This is a genomic window from Streptomyces sp. iso_384, assembly GCF_056172905.1.
Genome location: NZ_JBWBTT010000001.1, coordinates 698,674 through 715,101, shown reverse-complemented (window position 1 = coordinate 715,101; position 16,428 = coordinate 698,674). Strand labels below are relative to the sequence as shown.

General features: G+C 73.2%; 13 protein-coding genes. 4 read left to right on the top strand and 9 right to left on the bottom strand.

Translation table 11 applies throughout. The features are described 5' to 3' along the window. Positions 1-15 precede the first annotated feature (15 nt). The gene (locus AC0VY3_RS03230) at positions 16-2,415 is read right to left on the bottom strand and encodes a tetratricopeptide repeat protein (protein ID WP_475548868.1); all 2,400 of its coding nucleotides are present in this window, start codon (positions 2,413-2,415) and stop codon (positions 16-18) included. A gap of 139 nt (positions 2,416-2,554) precedes the next feature. Between AC0VY3_RS03230 and AC0VY3_RS03225 the strand changes: the two genes are divergently transcribed. Further along, complete coding sequence (locus AC0VY3_RS03225) at positions 2,555-3,142, top strand: hypothetical protein (protein WP_475548867.1); 588 nt, start codon at positions 2,555-2,557, stop codon at positions 3,140-3,142. Positions 3,143-3,166: 24 nt separating this feature from the next. On the opposite strand, the gene AC0VY3_RS03220 is transcribed toward AC0VY3_RS03225, so the two are convergent. The 5 genes from AC0VY3_RS03220 to AC0VY3_RS03200 form a co-directional block, all read right to left on the bottom strand. Beyond that, on the bottom strand, positions 3,167-4,033 hold the full coding sequence (locus tag AC0VY3_RS03220; protein ID WP_475548866.1) for a GyrI-like domain-containing protein: 867 nt from the start codon (positions 4,031-4,033) through the stop codon (positions 3,167-3,169). 114 nt (positions 4,034-4,147) lie between these two features. Continuing rightward, positions 4,148-4,333, bottom strand: a complete 186-nt coding sequence (locus AC0VY3_RS03215) for a hypothetical protein (protein WP_103513243.1) — start codon at positions 4,331-4,333, stop codon at positions 4,148-4,150. Between the two features lie 47 nt (positions 4,334-4,380). Next, entirely contained in the window at positions 4,381-5,196 is an 816-nt protein-coding gene (locus AC0VY3_RS03210) for an NPP1 family protein (RefSeq protein ID WP_475551627.1), read from the bottom strand. A 173-nt stretch (positions 5,197-5,369) separates the two neighbouring features. Continuing rightward, positions 5,370-6,053, bottom strand: coding sequence for a class I SAM-dependent methyltransferase (locus AC0VY3_RS03205; RefSeq protein ID WP_475548865.1), 684 nt, complete (start codon positions 6,051-6,053; stop codon positions 5,370-5,372). Between the two features lie 80 nt (positions 6,054-6,133). Further along, on the bottom strand, positions 6,134-8,722 hold the full coding sequence (locus tag AC0VY3_RS03200; RefSeq protein WP_242742579.1) for a bifunctional FO biosynthesis protein CofGH: 2,589 nt from the start codon (positions 8,720-8,722) through the stop codon (positions 6,134-6,136). A 161-nt stretch (positions 8,723-8,883) separates the two neighbouring features. On the opposite strand from AC0VY3_RS03200, the gene AC0VY3_RS03195 reads away from it, so the two are divergent. Continuing rightward, positions 8,884-9,576 carry an HAD family hydrolase gene (locus tag AC0VY3_RS03195; protein WP_475551626.1) on the top strand — a complete coding sequence of 231 codons (693 nt, stop codon included), beginning with the start codon at positions 8,884-8,886 and terminating at the stop codon, positions 9,574-9,576. 196 nt (positions 9,577-9,772) lie between these two features. Here the strand turns inward: AC0VY3_RS03195 and AC0VY3_RS03190 are convergent, their stop codons facing one another. The 3 genes from AC0VY3_RS03190 to AC0VY3_RS03180 form a co-directional block, all read right to left on the bottom strand. After that, a complete protein-coding gene (locus tag AC0VY3_RS03190) occupies positions 9,773-11,689 on the bottom strand; it encodes a hypothetical protein (protein WP_475548864.1) in 1,917 nt (638 codons plus the stop codon). A 17-nt stretch (positions 11,690-11,706) separates the two neighbouring features. After that, positions 11,707-13,191, bottom strand: coding sequence for a peptidoglycan D,D-transpeptidase FtsI family protein (locus tag AC0VY3_RS03185; RefSeq protein WP_103513238.1), 1,485 nt, complete (start codon positions 13,189-13,191; stop codon positions 11,707-11,709). A gap of 151 nt (positions 13,192-13,342) precedes the next feature. Next, the gene (locus AC0VY3_RS03180) at positions 13,343-14,188 is read right to left on the bottom strand and encodes an LLM class F420-dependent oxidoreductase (protein WP_475548863.1); all 846 of its coding nucleotides are present in this window, start codon (positions 14,186-14,188) and stop codon (positions 13,343-13,345) included. A 114-nt stretch (positions 14,189-14,302) separates the two neighbouring features. On the opposite strand from AC0VY3_RS03180, the gene AC0VY3_RS03175 reads away from it, so the two are divergent. Beyond that, on the top strand, positions 14,303-15,886 hold the full coding sequence (locus AC0VY3_RS03175; RefSeq protein ID WP_475548862.1) for a CehA/McbA family metallohydrolase: 1,584 nt from the start codon (positions 14,303-14,305) through the stop codon (positions 15,884-15,886). A 54-nt stretch (positions 15,887-15,940) separates the two neighbouring features. After that, on the top strand, positions 15,941-16,423 hold the full coding sequence (locus AC0VY3_RS03170) for an SEL1-like repeat protein (protein ID WP_103513236.1): 483 nt from the start codon (positions 15,941-15,943) through the stop codon (positions 16,421-16,423). Positions 16,424-16,428 lie beyond the last annotated feature (5 nt).

Here is a 16,428-nt window from a genome sequence, read left to right as displayed (position 1 = left end):
ACCAGGTGCGCGGCCTTACGGTCGCGCCTCCCCCAGCCGCTCCCGCTGCGCTCGGGCCCACGCATACCCCGGGTCCAGTTGCAGCGCCCGGTCCAGGTCCGCGCGCGCCTCCGGGATCCGGCCCAGGGCCTCCTGCGCGAGGGCCCTGCTGCCGTGCGCCCAGGCGTAGTCGGGGTCCAGGGCCAGCGCCCGGCCGTAGCAGGCGACGGCCTCCTCGTGGCGGCCCGTCGCCCGGTACACCTCGCCCCGCTCCCCCTCCGTCCCGGCGAGACCGGGGGTCAGCTCCTCGGCCCGGTCCAGGTCGGCGAGGGCGCCCACCGGGTCGCCGAGCGCGGTGCGGACCCGGGCCCGCCGGACCAGCGCCCAGGTGTACTCCGGCCACAGCGCTATCGCCCGGTCGAAGTCGTCGAGCGCCTCCTCGTGCCGGCCCAGCACATGGCGGACCAGACCCCGGCTGCCGAGTGGCACCGCGTCGGCCGGGTCCATCGCGTGCGCCCGGTCCAGTACGGTCAGGGCCTCGTCCAGCCGCCCCATCCGCCGGTACGTCTCACCCCGCTCCCGCACCGCCCAGGCCCAGGAGGGCGCGATCTCCTCGGCCCGGTCCAGGTCGGCGAGGGCCTCCTCGTACCGGCCGAGCGACCGCAGGATCACCGCCCGTCCCTGGTGGGCGCGTTCGCTGCGCGGGTCCACGGCGATGGCCCGCCCGTGGTCGGACAGCGCGGCGTCCAGCTCCCCGGCCCGGAAGCGGTCCCAGGCCCGCACCACCAGGGCGGCCGCCCGGTCCCGGTCGGTCAGCTCGGCCCGGGTCAGCAGCAGTCCGAGCGCGGCGGTGGGGCGAGGCCCGTGGTCCGTCACGGCGGCGAGCAGGTCCCGGCCCCACTCCCGCAGTACGGCGTCGTCGGCGTCCTCGCCCGCCTCCACGAGGGTCCGGGCCCAGTGCCGGGCCCGGGACGGCCGCTGGTCGCACAGCGCTATCCCGGCACGCAGGGCCTCGGGCAGCGCGGTGCGCGGGCGGGCGCAGAGCCGGTGGTAGAGCACGTCCAGGGCCGCCCGGCGCCACGGCTGCGAGGCCCAGAGACGTTCCGGGTCGAGGCCCTCGGCCGCCGCGTCCCGCCGGGCGGCGAAGGCCTCGGCCAGCCGGTCGTGCGCCGCCTTCCAGCGCCGTGGCGATCCGGTGCGCTGGAGGCGGAGCATCGGGGCCCGGACGACGGCGTGATAGCGGGAGCGCCCGCTGTACGGCTCGGCGACGAAGGGCAGTTCGTGCAGCCAGTCGTAGAGCTCGGGCACGGCGTGCGACCCGTGCGGTACGGCCACGGCCACCAGGTCCTCGTCGAACCGGCGGGGCAGCGCGCAGGCGAGCGCGGCCGCCCGGCGGACCGGGTCGCTCTCGCCGGCCAGGAAGCGTTCGACGGCGGTGGCGTTCGCCTCTCCGGCCGCCCCGGGGTTGGCGGCGAGCGTCGACACCAGGACCGGCAGCCCGCCGGAGAGCCGCAGCACCTCCCGCACCACGGGCTCCGCCACCACCCCGCGCCCGTACAGGAGTTGGCGCGACTCCTGCTCCGTGAACGGCCCGAGCGGTACGTCGGCGACCAGCCGGCCCCGGTCGCCCCAGTGCACGGGGTCGAGGCGGCGCTGACCGGCCAGGGTCAGGACGAGGTTGGCGGGCAGTTCGCCGTACCGCCCGGGGGTCAGCAGGTCCGCCAGCCACCGGTCCAGCTGGGGCGCGGTGCGCTCGTAGGTGTCCAGGAACAGGACGACCCAGGGCACCGCGTCCGCGACCCGGTCGATCTCGGCGACGAACACCGGCGTGAGGACCCGTACCGGCTCGGCCAGCAGCCGGGCCTCCTCCTGCTGCCGGGCCCGCCCGCCGAACACCGCCCGCAGCCCGCCCGCGCCCCGGGCCAGGACCGCCGGGTCGATGCCCCCGGCCAGCGCCCCGACGACCGGTATCGCCCCGGCCGCGATCAGCCCGGCCTGCGCGGCGGCGAGCGCCCCGGGCGAAGGGCCGCCGGCCGAGCTCTCGTTGTCCGCCGCGAGCCGCCCGGCCATGTCGTGGAGAGCCCGCCGGTATGTGTCGAGCAGCCGGTCCAGCGCCTTGAGCGGATATCCCTGCTCGGCGAACTGCGCCGCGATGGCGGCGAGTACGTCGGGCACGGAGTCGGCACTCTCGTCGACCGACGCGGTCAACGCTCCGAACTCCCCTGCCAGCTCTCGCCATTCCCGTACGAGCGAGGTCTTGCCGACCCCGGCGTTGCCCCGCACATGGAAGACGAACCGGTGCCGGGGGTCTTCGGGCGGCAGCGCGAAGTTGGCACGGAACAGACCGAGTTCGGCCTCCCGCCCGACGAAGGCGGCCCGACGCTGCCCTTCGACGATCTGCTGGAGGGAGAGGCGGCGGGGGCTGGACGGAGGCATGGGCCCAGTCTGTCAGCGCTCCCCGGGATCCGGCAGCCGCCGCCCCGGCCGGACCGGGGCACGGGCCTCGTGCCTACTCAACCGCCCCTGAGTACCGACGCTCATGATCACGCGCGGGCGGCCGCCTAGCGTGGTCGGCATGGACACGGAAGAAGCCGCCGCGGCAGAAACGTCACCCGCCGCGAGCTCGCGGGGGTTCTACGGCTGCGCGATCGCCCTGATCGCCTTCTTCACGCTGATCGCGCTGGGAGCGCATGCCTTCACGGAGTTCGAGAAGGGCCTCGACGGAGACGGGCAGCTGGAACGGCCCGGCCGCTCGGGCAGCGCGTACCAACCGCTCGGTCCCGGTACGACGGCACGGTACGAGGACGGGCTGCGGGTCACCGTCGGCTTCCCCGAGCGGCATGACGACGGCACCTACCGCCTCACCGTGACCTTCAGGAACGGCACCGACGAGGAACTGCTCCTCGGCGAGGAGGCGTACTCCGACACACTCGACGTCGAGCCCGGCGCGTCCGGCCAGGACTCCGCCCCCGGCCGGGACGTGAACTGGCTGAACGGGGACGAGGTCGCCTCCGCCCTCGCGCCGCCCCTCCCCGAGGGCGAGGAGCGCACCGTCCCGGTCCGTCTGCAGCCGGACCGGGAGGGGGCGCCGGTCACAGTGGACGTCACCCCTCCGCACCCCGGCTACCGGGAGACGGCCCGCTTCCGGCTCACCCTGGGGTGACGGGCCGCCCGCGACCGGCCGGGCTCAGTCGCCGGCCCGCTCCACCGGGATCCACACCTCCGCGTCCGCGTGCGTACCGTCCTCGGACACCCGGGTGCGCGAGAGCGACGGGCCCGGCCGGCTCCGGTACGGGTTCGACGGGAACCACTGCGTGTACACGTCCCGCCAGAGGTACTGGACCGCCTGCGGGAACTCGCCCGAGGACTCGAACACCGCCCACAGGCCCGGCCCGATGTCGAGGACATCCGAGGCGCCGGGGACCTCCGTATCGCTCACCAGCCCGTGGAAGTAATCGAGTTCGGTGCCTTCCGCGTCCTCGGCGGAATGGTTGCTGACGGCGGCCACGACACCGTCGGGCTCCCCGGTCGCATGCTCCTCCCAACGGCCCAGAGTCTCCTTGCCGATGCTCTTGACGAACTCCACGATGGCCGGGTTCATCCCCTCGTAGACCAGCGGGATCCGTGTCCCCCTGCCCACGAGCCGGAACCTGTCCTTCTCCACCACCCGGTACCGCATGCTGCTGCTCCCTTCGACGATCAGACGGAAGGACATCCGGGGCTGGGAGTGCAGCGCCGCACCCGTCCGCCGCGCCTCGCCGGGGCCGACCCCGTGCACGGCGCGGAAGGCACGCGCGAACGCCTCGCCCGAGCTGTACCCGTACCGCACCGCCACGTCGAGCAGCGTCCGCTCCCCGGCGAGCACTTCGGCCCCGGCGAGCGTCAGCCGCCGGCGGCGGATGTACTCGGAGAGCGGGATGCCCGCCAGCGCGGAGAACATCCGCCGGAAGTGGTACTCCGACGTCATGGCGATACGGGCCAGCTCGGCCGCTTCGACGGGCTCATCGAGATGGTCCTCGATGTGCTCCATGGCCTGATTCAGCCGCTCCAGCACTCCTGGCCGTCCTTCCCTTTGCTGATCTCCACGCTAGGAAAGGCCCACTGTGCCGGACCCGACATCCTGTGCCCGGTACGGTCGGGTCGAGTCGCCGACCGGGCCCGAGGCTGCTCAGCCGTGCCCGGCCCGCAGGCTCGCCACCGTGCTGAGCAGCAGTTCGCCGAGGAAGGCGTAGAGCTGCGCGATCCAGGCGCTGGTCGCGGTGCGCAGGGGCCGATGACCGGTCCGTTCGAGGCCGAGGAAATCCGCTCTGCGCCGGCTGCCGCGCGCGTCCGTGCGGCAGCCGACGCAGAGCACCTGGACCGCTCGACGGCGGAGTGATTCTGACCGGGAGTCGGGAACCCTCAGGCCCAGGGGTCGAAGGGGATTCCGGCGGGCTTGGAGTTGTTGAGGAGGTTGCGGAAGCGGTCGTCCTTGTCGGTGACCTTGATGGTCGCGGAACCGAAGTCGGCGTTCATGAGCTTGTCGCGCAACTCCGTGCTGGGGAAGCCGTTCCAGTCGACGACCGGCGGGTAGCGCCAGTCGCCGTAGTGGTTCTCCGGCGGCTCGTCGTTGCCGTTGGCGAGGCGGAAGAAGTGCGTGCTCGGACCGTCCTTGTGGTAGACGGCCTTGGGGTGCGAGCCGTCGAACCGCACCTGCGAGCGCGGGTAGGTCCTGACCGTGCTGTGCTGCGTGGTCGAGACGTAATCGACCTGGTTGGAGCCCTGGTTGACCCAGGAGATCACATGCTCGAAGTCGTGCCGGTGGCCGCCGAGTCCGCTGCCGTGGACGGCCTGGTCCTTCTCGAAGTAGCTCGCGTAGACGATGCCGCACCAGCCGTTGTTGCACTTCGATCGGGCGTACGTCTGGGAGTTGTCCAGGTCCCACTGGTCCCGGCAGCTGCCGTTGATCGCGCCGCTCGTCTTCAGACCGGGTGCGAGGGTGCCGTCCGGGCCGATGGCGGGGGTGGCGTAGCAGCCGTCGCCGTCGTAGTCGTAGGCGGGCGAGAAGGTCTGCTCGTAACCACCCGCGTTCTGCGGCAGGTTGCCCGGCGGATCGGCATGGGCGGCGGAGCCGGTGCCCAGGACGAGGAGGCCGGCGGCGGCGAGGACGGCTGCGGTGCGGGCGGCGGCCCGGCGCCTGCCGGGAGGACCACTCGGAACCGATGAAGCAGGTGAGATGGATGTGGCGGGTGAGGCGGGTGTTGGTATCAGCTGCTTGCGCACAGGTGGCTCTCCTGGCTCGTCGGCACGGGACGGTGGGGTGGCATCGCGCATGAGTTGCCCGGAGCATGACAGAACGAAACAGGGTCACCCTCGATTCGAAGGCCTTGGCCTGGAGCGCACTCGACGTTCTACCGGGCTCCGCCCGACCGGCCTCCGGCCTCCGGCTTCTGGGCCAGGAAGCCGGCGACCGGCCGCTTCGCGCCCGCCTCGGGTTCCTGCAACGTCCGCCCCGTGACGACGAACCCCGCCCCCTCCAGCAGCTCCGCGATCCGGTCCGCGGGCAGCCGGTAGCTGTCGAACGCGGCGGGTTCGCCGCCGCCGTAGCCGTACGTCCGGCGCTGGTGCCCGGTGTCGCCGACCCGGGTGACGAGCAACAGGTGCCCGCCGGGCGCCAGCGTCCGGTGGAACTCGGCGTACGCGCCGGGCAGCGACTCCGGCGGCAGATGGTGCGTGGAGTAGAACGCCAGGACGCCGCCGAGTTCACCGTCGTCCGCCGCCAGCGCGGACATCGAGCCGACGTCGAAGCGCAGCTCCGGGTGGGCCGCGCGGGCCAGCCCGACCATCCTCGGCGACAGATCGACCCCGAAGGCGGAAACGCCCAGCCGGGTCAGGTACGCGGTGACCTTGCCCGGTCCGCAGCCCACATCGGCCGTCGGCCCGAGGCCCGCCGACGTGACGAGCTCGGCGAACGCGGCCAGCACGGCGCGCGACAACGGGTCCAGCCGGGCGGGGTCCTTGACGGACCGGGCGTAGTCGGCGGCGACGGCGTCGTACGACTGCCGGATCGCGGCCAGGTGCGGAGCTTCCCTCACACCGCAACGTTATGACGCCCGGGGCGGGAAGAGGTGTGCGGGGCGGGGGAACAGCCCCGCCCCGCACCTCTCCTCCGCCCTCAGCTGGGCAGCACCGGCAGCAGTTCCGGCAGATGGCCGTCCGAGGCCGTGGCCGCCGCGACCCGTTCGGCCGGGACCTCCCCGTACAGCGTCGTACGCGGGCGGGACGGGCGGCCCGCCAGGTCGGCGATCGCCTTCAGGTCCTGGATCGAGCGGTACGAGCCGTAACCCGACCCGGCCATCCGGGAGATGGTCTCCTCCATCAGCGTGCCGCCCAGGTCGTTCGCGCCCGAGCGGAGCATCTCCGCCGCGCCCTCCGTGCCCAACTTCACCCAGCTGGTCTGGATGTTGGTGATGTGCGGGTGCAGGAGGAGCCGCGCCATCGCCGTCACCGCCCGGTTGTCGCGGTCGGTCGGGCCCGGGCGGGCGATGCCGGCGAGGTAGACCGGGGCGTTGGTGTGGATGAAGGGGAGCGTGACGAACTCCGTCAACCCGCCCGTCTCCTGCTGGAGTCGGGACAGCGTGCGGAAGTGGCCGAGCCAGTGGCGGGGCTGGTCGACATGGCCGTACATCATCGTCGAGGACGAGCGCAGGCCCACCTCGTGCGCCGTTCTGATGACCTCCAGCCAAGTGGCGGTGGGCAGTTTGCCCTTGGTGAGGACCCAGCGGACCTCGTCGTCCAGGATCTCCGCCGCCGTACCGGGGATCGAGTCGAGCCCGGCCTCCTTGGCGGCGGTCAGCCAGTCGCGGATCGACATGCCGGTGCGGGTCGCGCCGTTGACGACCTCCATGGGCGAGAAGGCGTGCACGTGCATGCCGGGGACGCGCTCCTTCACCGCCCGCGCGATGTCGAAGTACGCGGTGCCCGGCAGGTCCGGGTGGATACCGCCCTGCATGCAGACCTCGACCGCGCCGACGTCCCACGCCTGCGCCGCCCGGTCCGCGACCTGGTCCAGCGAGAGGGTGTACGCGTCGGCGTCGGTGCGGCGCTGGGCGAAGGCGCAGAAGCGACAGCCGGTGTAGCAGACGTTGGTGAAGTTGATGTTCCGCGTGACGATGTACGTGACGTCGTCGCCGACCACGTCCCGGCGCAGCGCGTCCGCGATCCGGCACAGCTCGTCCAGCGCCGGGCCGTCCGCGTGGAGCAGGGCGAGGGCCTGGTCGTCGGTGAGCTTCGTCGGGTCGTCGGCGGCCTGGCTCAGCGCCTGGCGCACGTCGGCGTCGATACGGGACGGGACCATGCCGGGGGCCGCCGCCTCGCGGAGCGCCTCCCAGTCCCCGTACACCTCGTCGAAGTCGTCACGCCGGTCGCCGGTTCGGCCCTCGGTGTCGATCGTGGCGTGCAGATCGGTGCGGCCGGAGGAGGTGAACCCCTCGTCCGGCTCCTGCCAGGGCAGGCCGACGGGCAGCGCGTCCTCGCGGGCGAGACCGGTCTCCGGGTCGGCGAGCGCGCGGACGTGCGGAAGGAGACGGGGGTCGAGCCAGGGCTCGCCGCGCTGGATGAACTCGGGGTAGATGGTGAGGCGTTCGCGGAGCCGGAAGCCCGACTCCGCCGTCCTGGCCGCCAGTTCGTCGATGTGGGGCCAGGGGCGTTCGGGGTTGACGTGGTCGGGGGTGAGCGGCGAGACCCCGCCCCAGTCGTCGATGCCCGCACCGATGAGGAGCGCGTACTCGGCGTCCACCAGATTCGGCGGGGCCTGGATCCGGGCGGAGGGACCGAGGATGTGCCGGGCCACGGCGATCGCGGCGGCCAGCTCCTCCAGCTCCGCGTCGGGCATCCCGCGCATCGCCGTGTCCGGCTTGGCGCGGAAGTTCTGCACGATGACTTCCTGGATGCCGTGGTAGGCGCGGGCCGTCTTGCGCAGCTCGAAGAGCGAGTCGGCGCGCTCCTCGTACGACTCGCCGATACCGATCAGGATGCCGGTGGTGAAGGGGACGTTGGAGCGCCCCGCGTCCTCCAGGACCCGCAGCCGGACGGCCGGTTCCTTGTCCGGGGAACCGTGGTGCGGGCCGCCCGGCTCGGACCACAGACGGGTCGCCGTCGTCTCCAGCATCATCCCCATGGAGGGCGCGACGGGCTTCAGCCGCTGGAGGTCGGTCCAGGTCATCACGCCCGGGTTGAGGTGGGGCAGCAGGCCCGTCTCCTCCAGGACCCGGATCGCCATCGCCCGGACGTACGCGAGGGTGTCGTCGTACCCCTCCGCCTCCAGCCACTCCCGCGCCTCGGGCCAGCGGTCCTCGGGGCGGTCGCCGAGGGTGAACAGCGCTTCCTTGCAGCCCATCGCCGCACCCTCGCGGGCGATCTTCAGCACCTCGTCGGGCGAGAGGAACATGCCGTGGCCGGCCCGGCGGAGCTTGCCGGGGACGGTCACGAAGGTGCAGTAGTGGCACCGGTCGCGGCAGAGGCGGGTGAGCGGGATGAAGACCTTGCGGGAGTACGTGATCACGCCCGGCCGGCCCGCCGCCTCCAGGCCCGCGTTGCGGACGCGGGCGGCGGAAGCGGCCAGATCCGTCAGATCGTCGCCGCGCGCCTGGAGCAGGACGGCGGCCTCGGTGACATCGAGGGCGACACCGTCACGGGCACGTTTGAGCGCGCGCCGCATGGCGTTGGAGGTGGGACGTCCGCTCTGAGGATCAGGATCGGTCATGAACCGAGCATACGAGCGAGGCGCGTGCGCCGGACCAGGGCCTGGGTACGCGATGCGCAGGCCGCGGGGTGTATCCGGTCACCCGGTGGTCACCCGTGCGGGCCGACTCACCCGGATGAGACCCCGCCGACGGTGTCCTCCCGCTTAGTGTCGGAACGGTGATGGAAACGATCGTCCTCGACATCGGCGAAACCCTCGTACGCGACGACCGGCACTGGGCGTCCTGGGCCGACTGGCTCGGCGTACCACCGCACACGCTCGGTGCGCTGGTGGGCGCGGCCGTCGCCCAGGGCCGCGAGGCCACGGACGCGCTGCGGATCCTGCGGCCCGACATGGACGTCGAGGAGGCGTATCGGGCTCGGGCCGCCGCCGGGCGCGGTGAGCACCTCGACGAGTCGGACCTCTACCAGGACGTCCGGCCCGCGCTGGCCGAACTGCGGGCCGCGGGCATCCGGGTCGTGGTGGCGGGCAACGGCACGGTCCGGGCCGGGGAGTTGCTGCGGGCCTTGGACCTGCCCGCCGACCTGGTGGTCACCTCGGACGAGTGGGGCGTACGGAAGCCGGACCCGGAGTTCTTCGCGCGGGTGGCCGAGGTGGCGGGCGCGGCCCCGGAGGCGACGCTGTACGTGGGCGATCACCCGGCGGACGACCTGTTCCCGGCCGCGGCGGCGGGGATGCGGACGGCGCATCTGCGACGCGGGCCGTACGGGCACTGGTGGGCGGAGCATCCGGACGTGGTGGGGACGGCGGACTTCCGCATCGACGCGTTGACGGAGCTGGCGGGGCTGGCGGACCCGGCCGGGGACGACGAGCCGCGGGCGGAGCGGCCGAGGACACTGCGGGCGGTGCGCTAGGGGCGCCTTGCCGGGCGCCTCCCGCGGGCCGGCCAGCGTGCCCGCGCCCCGGGGCGGTGCGCTGGGAGAGGGCCTTGCCGATCGCCTCCCGGGGCCCGACGTACTCGCGGCAGCCGAGCCGGCCCCGGAAACCACGGCGGCCTCCCACCGGATGTCCGGTGGGAGGCCGCCCCTGGTCGCGGTCCGGCCGAGCCGCCTAGGCGGCGACCGCCTTCGTCGCCTTGCTGACCGCCGACCCGCTGGCGTGGCCGGTGAGGTGCGCGGTGACCTTCACCGTGATCGTCCGGCCTCGCTGGGCCGCCTTGAGCGGCAGCGTGGCGGCGGTGGCCCCGGAGATGGCCGCGCCGTTGGCGTACCACTGGTAGGCCCACGACGACGGCTTCGGCGCCCACGCGCCCCGGCCGACGGTGAGCGTGGACCCCACCTTGACCGTGCCGGAGATCACCGGCGCGATCGTCGCCTTCGGGGCGTCGCCCTTGGCGACCGTGACCGCCGCGCTCGTCGCGCTGCCGTCGGCGTGCCCCGTCAGCCGGGCGGTGACGGTGACGGTGATCTTCTTGCCGAGCAGCGACGCCGGCACCGTGTACGTGGTGGCCGTCGCGCCGGAGATCGCCACGCCGTCCGCCTTCCACTGGTAGGCCCACGAGGTGGGCTTCGGCGCCCAGGCGCCGCGGCCGACCCCGACCGTCGCGCCGACCTTGGCGGTGCCGGAGACGACCGGCGCGACCGTGGCCTTCGGGGCGTCGCCCTTGGCGACCGTGAGGGCCGTCGAGGTCCCCTGGGCGTCCGGGTCGCCGGTGCGGCGGGCGGTGACGGTGACGGTGATCTTCTTGCCGAGCAGCGACGCCGGCACCGCGTACGTGGCGGCCGTCGCGCCGGAGACCGCCGCACCGTCCGCCTTCCACTGGTACGCGTACGAGGACGGCGGCACCGTCCAGGAACCGGTGCTCGCGCTCAGCGTCCCGCCGACCTTGGCCGCCCCGGTGATCACCGGCGGCCGGGTGGACGCCAGCCGCGCGGGTGTGACGGTGAACGAACCCCTCGGGTGGGCAACGGCGTTGTGCGTGACGACGGTGACGCTCCAGGTGCCGGTCGCGACGCCCGTCAGGTCGAGGACCGCCGTAAGCGTCCTGCGGTCGGCGGAGACGGCGGTGGTCGTCGACTCCACCTCCTTGCCGCCGAGACTGAGGCGGACGGTGTCGTCCTCGTGCAGCGCCGTGCCCGTGAGCGTCACCGTGGCTTTGCCACCGGCAGCGGCGGTGGTCGGGCTGACCGTCCCGATGGTGACCGTCTCCGCGCCGCAGCGGATGCCGGAGCAGACGGCCTCCGCCGAGTACGAGGTCTTCGCGGCGGTCTCCGGCAGCGACAGGACCAGGGTGCGGTAGGGGCCGTCGCCCGGGAGCACGCAGCCCTCGCTGTCGTCCTCGTTGAAGTGCGGGCAGATCCGGGCACCGGTCTCGTCGGTGATCCAGGAGAGGCCGTAGCCGTACTTCGTGGTGGTGATCTCGTCGGTGAGCCGCTCGCCCTGCTTCGCCTCGATCCGCACGCACTGCACGGCCGTCGGGCCCGCGGTCAGGGCCACGAGGGGCGGGGTGTCCCAGCCGGTCGGGATCGGGGCGGCGCAGCCCTCGTCCGTACCGATCGGGACCAGTCCGAAGGTGAACTTACTGGTGTCCGCCCAGTTGTTGAACAGGCGCAGCGTGTACGTGCCGGTGCGCTCCAGCCGGCACCAGCCCTCGCCCCACTCCGGGTCGTGGCAGTCGACCTGCTCCTCGCCGTCGTAGACCGTGGTGTACACGTTGTGGCTTCCGGTGCCCGACTCCAGGAGGCGGTGCAGGCCGGGCTTCGCGACGGTGAAGGTGTAGCAGGCGGTCCCGTCGGCGGGAAGGGTGAGCGTGTTCCCCTCGGGCGCGGCCTCGCCGTACGCGGAGAGCGGGAAGGACGGGCAGTCCTCGGCGGCGGCGGCCGGAGCGGCGGTCGTGGCGGTGGTGGCGTCAGCGGTGCTCGCCCGCGCCGCCCCCACCGGGACCAGCAGCGTGACCAGAACGGTGAACGTGAGCAGAAGTGCGGTGTACGCCGCAGATGTGCGTGCCGGCCCCCGCGAGCCCGGCATGATCCAAACCAAAGGCCCTAGTCCCCCAGCACCGCCTGCATCACGCTCTTCGCGATCGGCGCGCCCAGTCGGCCGCCCGAGATGTCGGAGCGGGAGATGTCCATGTCCGTCGGGTCGATGAACACCGCGACCGCGACCGAGCGGCCGTCGTCCTTCTTGCCGTAGCTGACGAACCAGCCGTACGGCACCTCGTCGCGGACGTCCACACCGCGCTGGGCGGTGCCCGTCTTGCCGCCGACCGTGACACCGTCGATCAGGGCGCGCTGGGCGCTGCCCTCCTTCGCGGTGTGCTCCATCATCTCCTGGACCTTCTTCGCCGTCTCGGTCGAGACGGCCTGGCTCATCTCCATCGGCTCGTTCTTCTCCAGCGTGGAGAGGTCCGGGCCGCGCAGCTCGTCGACGATGTAGGGCTGCATCAGCTTGCCGTCGTTGGCGAGGGCCGCCGTGACCATCGCCATCTGCATCGGGGTGCTGGTGAGGCTGCCCTGGCCCATGCCGGTGAGGGCCGTGCCGGGCTTGTCGAGCTTCGGCGGGTAGAGGCTCTTCGTGGCGAGCAGGTCGCCGAACTCCTCCGCGTACACGTCCTCGTTGAAGCCGAACTTCTCCGCCGTCTCCCGCATCCGGTCCTCGCCCAGTTCGGCGGCCGCGTCGAGGAAGACGTTGTTGCACGAGTACTGCATGGCGGTCTTCATCGACGCCTTGTTGCAGACCGCGTCACCCGCCTCGCTGCCGATCTTGTTCGAGGAGAGCGGCAGCGGGTAGGGCGAGACCGCGTCCGTCCGGGCGTCCACATCGGTGACCACGCCGTGCTCCAGCGCCGCCGCGGCCGTGAGGATCTTGAAGGTGGAGCCGGGCGGGTAGGTCTCGCGCAGCGGGCGGTTGGCCAGCGGCTTGCCCTTCTCCTTCTCCAGCGCGGTGAAGCGGTCGCTCTCCTTGAACGAGATCCCGGCGAAGACCTCCGGGTTGTACGAGGGCGTCGAGACCAGGGCCAGCACCTTGCCGGTGCTCGGGTCCAGGGCGACGACCGCGCCCCGGGCGCCGAGGTCGGTCAGCCCCTTGTAGCCGGCCTTCTGCGCCTTGGCGTCGATCGTGGTGATCACGTCGCCGCCGCGCCGGGGCTGCCCCATCAGGACGTCCTTGGCGTGCCGGAAGGCGAAGCGGTCGTCCTGGCCGCTGAGGATGCTGTCGTAGGTCCGCTCCAGCAGCGAGGTGCCGCGGGCCTGGGAGGCGTAACCGGTGACGGGCGCGTACATCGGGCCGTCCTTGGAGGTCCGGCGGAACGCGTAGTCCTTGCTGTCGGTCTCCTTCGACCCGGTGATCGCCTTGCCGCCGACGATGATGTCGCCGCGCGGGGTGGCGAAACGCTCGAACCGCACGCGGGCGTTCTTCTCGTGCTGGGCCAGTTCCTGGCGGTCGACGTGCTGGAGCCAGTTCGCCCGCAGCAGCAGGGCCAGCACCAGCAGCCCGCAGAAGATGGCTATGTGCCGCAACGGCCTGTTCATTCCACTCCCCACCCGGGCGGGCCTCCGGCCCGCGTATGCGATCCCCGGTGAGTAAGGATGCCTTGTACGCGGGCACGGTTGCACCGGCGGCCCCGGGCCGCCCTTTCTCACAGATACGCCGCGTGAGCGTCGGAGATACGCGGCGTAGAGGTCAGAGGTACGCGGCGTACGCGTCCAGCGTCCGCAGGACCTCCGGTTCGTCCGCCGGGGGCAGCTGGAGCACGACCTCCTCGATACCCAGATCCGCGTAGTGGCCGAGCTTCCCCGGGCTGGGCAGGACCGCGTACGGCACCACCTGGAGGTCCTTCGGGTCACGCCCGGCCTCCTCCCAGGCCGCCCGCAGCTTCGGCAGCGACTCCGTGAGGCCCCCGCCGCCGATCGGCAGCCAGCCGTCCGCGTACTCCGCGATGTGCGCGAACAGCTTCGGGCCCGCCCCGCCGCCGATCAGGGTGCGCGGGCCGTTGACCGGGCCCCGGGGCCGCTGGGCCGGCTTGGGGTGCGCCTCGCTCGGCTGCACCGACCCGAACGCACCCTCGTAGCCGGTCGGTTCGTCCGCCCACAGGGCCCGCATCAGAGACATCCGGTCCCGCCCCAGGTCCCGGCGCGTCGCCCACTCCACCCCGTGGTCGGCCGCCTCCTCGACATTCCAGCCGTAGCCGATGCCGAGCGTGAACCGGCCGCCCGAGAGGTGGTCCAGGGTGGCCGCCTGCTTGGCCAGGTCGATCGGGTCGTGCTGGGCGACCAGCGTGATGCCGGTGCCCAGCGTCAGGCGCTCGGTGACGGCGGCGGCCTGGCCGAGGGCGACGAACGGGTCCAGCGTGCGTCCGTACTCGCGGGGCAGGTCACCGCCCATCGGGTACGGCGTACGGCGGCTCACCGGGATGTGCGTGTGCTCGGGCAGATACAGCCCGCCGAACCCCCGCTGCTCCAGCTCGCGGGCGAGCCTGACCGGGGTCACCGTCTCGTCGGTGAGGAAGATCGTGGTGGAAATCCGCATCGAAGCCACCTCTGTGACACCTCCGTGGTCGTCGTTCCTCTGTCAGTACGTCGCTCTTCCGTCTGTACGTCGTCCTTCTGTACGTCGTCCGTGCGAAGCGCCAACGTAAGCCGTATGTCGGCAGAATCCGAGACCGTGACGGCCATGAACACCGCCATGAAGCGGCGCGGCCTCCTCGCCGCGACCGCCGCCACCGGCTTAACGTTGGCCACCGTGAGCTTCGCCCGAGCCGAGGACCGCCCCGGGTCCGGCCCCGACGGTCCCCACCGCACCCGGACCGTGCGCGGGACGCTGCCCGTCGGGGCTCCCGACTACGTGTACCTGCCCGTCGAAGTGCCGGACGGGGTCGCCGAGTTCGCCGTCTCGTACACCTACGACAAGCCGCCCGTGCCGCCCGGCGCCCAGGGCAACGCCCTCGACATCGGCCTCTTCGACGAACGCGGTACGGAGCTCGGCGGGCGCGGCTTCCGCGGCTGGTCCGGCGGGGCCCGCACCTCGTTCTCCGTCCGGTCCGACACCGCGACCCCCGGTTACCTCCCCGGCCCCGTACGCCCCGGTGTCTGGCACATTGCCCTGGCCCCCTACACCGTCGCCCCCGAGGGCCTTTCGTACGAGGTGACCGTCACCCTCCGCTTCGGCCCGACGGCCCCCTCCCCCGCACCCGTCCACCCTCCCGAGCGGGCGAAGGGGCGCGGCCGGGCCTGGTACCGGGGCGACTGCCATCTCCACTCCACGCACTCCGACGGGCGGCGCACCCCGGCCGAGGTCGCCGCCGCCGCGCGGGCCGCCGGGCTCGACTTCATCAACAGCAGCGAGCACAACACCACCTCCGCGCACGCCGCGTGGGAGGGGCTGTGGGGCGACGACCTGCTGATCCTGACCGGCGAGGAGATCACCACCCGCAACGGGCACGTGCTGGCCGTCGGCACCGATCCGGGCGTCTTCGTCGACTGGCGCTACCGGGCCCGCGACGACCGCTTCGGCCGGTACGCGCGCCAGGTGCGGCGGGCCGGCGGGCTCGTCGTGCCCGCCCATCCGCACGCCACCTGCATCGGCTGCAACTGGAAGTTCGGCCTCGCGGACGCGGACGCGGTCGAGGTGTGGAACGGGCCCTGGACACCGGACGACGAGATCGCCCTCGCGGAGTGGGACAACACGCTGGTGGCCGCCGTACGGAACCCGGGCGGCAGCGGCGACGGGCCGGGGCGCTGGCTTCCCGCCCTGGGCAACAGCGACGCGCACCGCGAGCCCGACCGCGTGGGCCATCCGCAGACCGTCGTCCTGGCCGACGCGCTGTCGCGGCGGGAGGTCCTCGCCGGAATCCGGGCCGGGCGCTCCTACCTCGCCGAGTCCGCCGCCCTCTCCCTCTCCTTCGGCGCGACGGACGGGCGGGGCCGGCACGCGGGCATCGGCGGCCGGCTGCGGGCGGCGGCGGACGCCCCGGTGACCGTGCGGCTGGAGGTGACGGGCGCGTCCGCCGACTGCACCGTGCGCCTGGTCACCGATCAGGGGCCCCTGCTGACCACCCCGCTGCCCGCATCCGGCGCGGGCGTGGTGGAGTGGCGTACCACTCCCGCCCACGCCGCGTACGTGCGCGCCGAGGTCCGGCACGCTCCGGCCGTGCCGGGGCTGCCGGGCGCGTTCGCGGCCCTCACCAACCCGGTCTTCCTCGACGCGGAGGCCGGTACGGAAGGCTGAGAAGGGGGAAGGGACGAAGCACGCGCGGCGGGAGCCGGACGGAGAGGAGCGGGCATGGGACCGGGACAGGGCCCGACCCTGGGGCTGGGGTACTTCCTGCTGCCGGCGGGCGGCGCGCTGAGCCTGACCGGGGTCTTCACCGGCAACGGCACGCTGATCAGCCTGAGCTGGATCATGTGGGTGCTCGGGATCCTGCTGGTCCTGCGGAACCGTTCCCGCCGTCCGGCCGATCCGCGCGAGCTCGCGGCGGCGGCCGCGGCCGGGGACGCCCGGGCGGTACGGGGGCTGCGCACGCTCGCCCTGACCGCGCGGGCGGAGGGGCGGCCCGACACGGCCGAGCGGCTGCTGCGGCAGGCGGTGAAGGCCGGCGACGTGGAGTCGATGTGGGAGCTGGGCCGTCTGGTCGAGCAGCGCGAGGGCCTGGCGGCGGCGGAGCCGTGGTTCCGGAGGGCGGCGGAGGGCGGGCACGCAGTGGCCAAGCGGCTGTTCCGGCCGGGCGGCGCACTGCACCCGGACGGGGCGGACCCCCCACCGTAGGAACA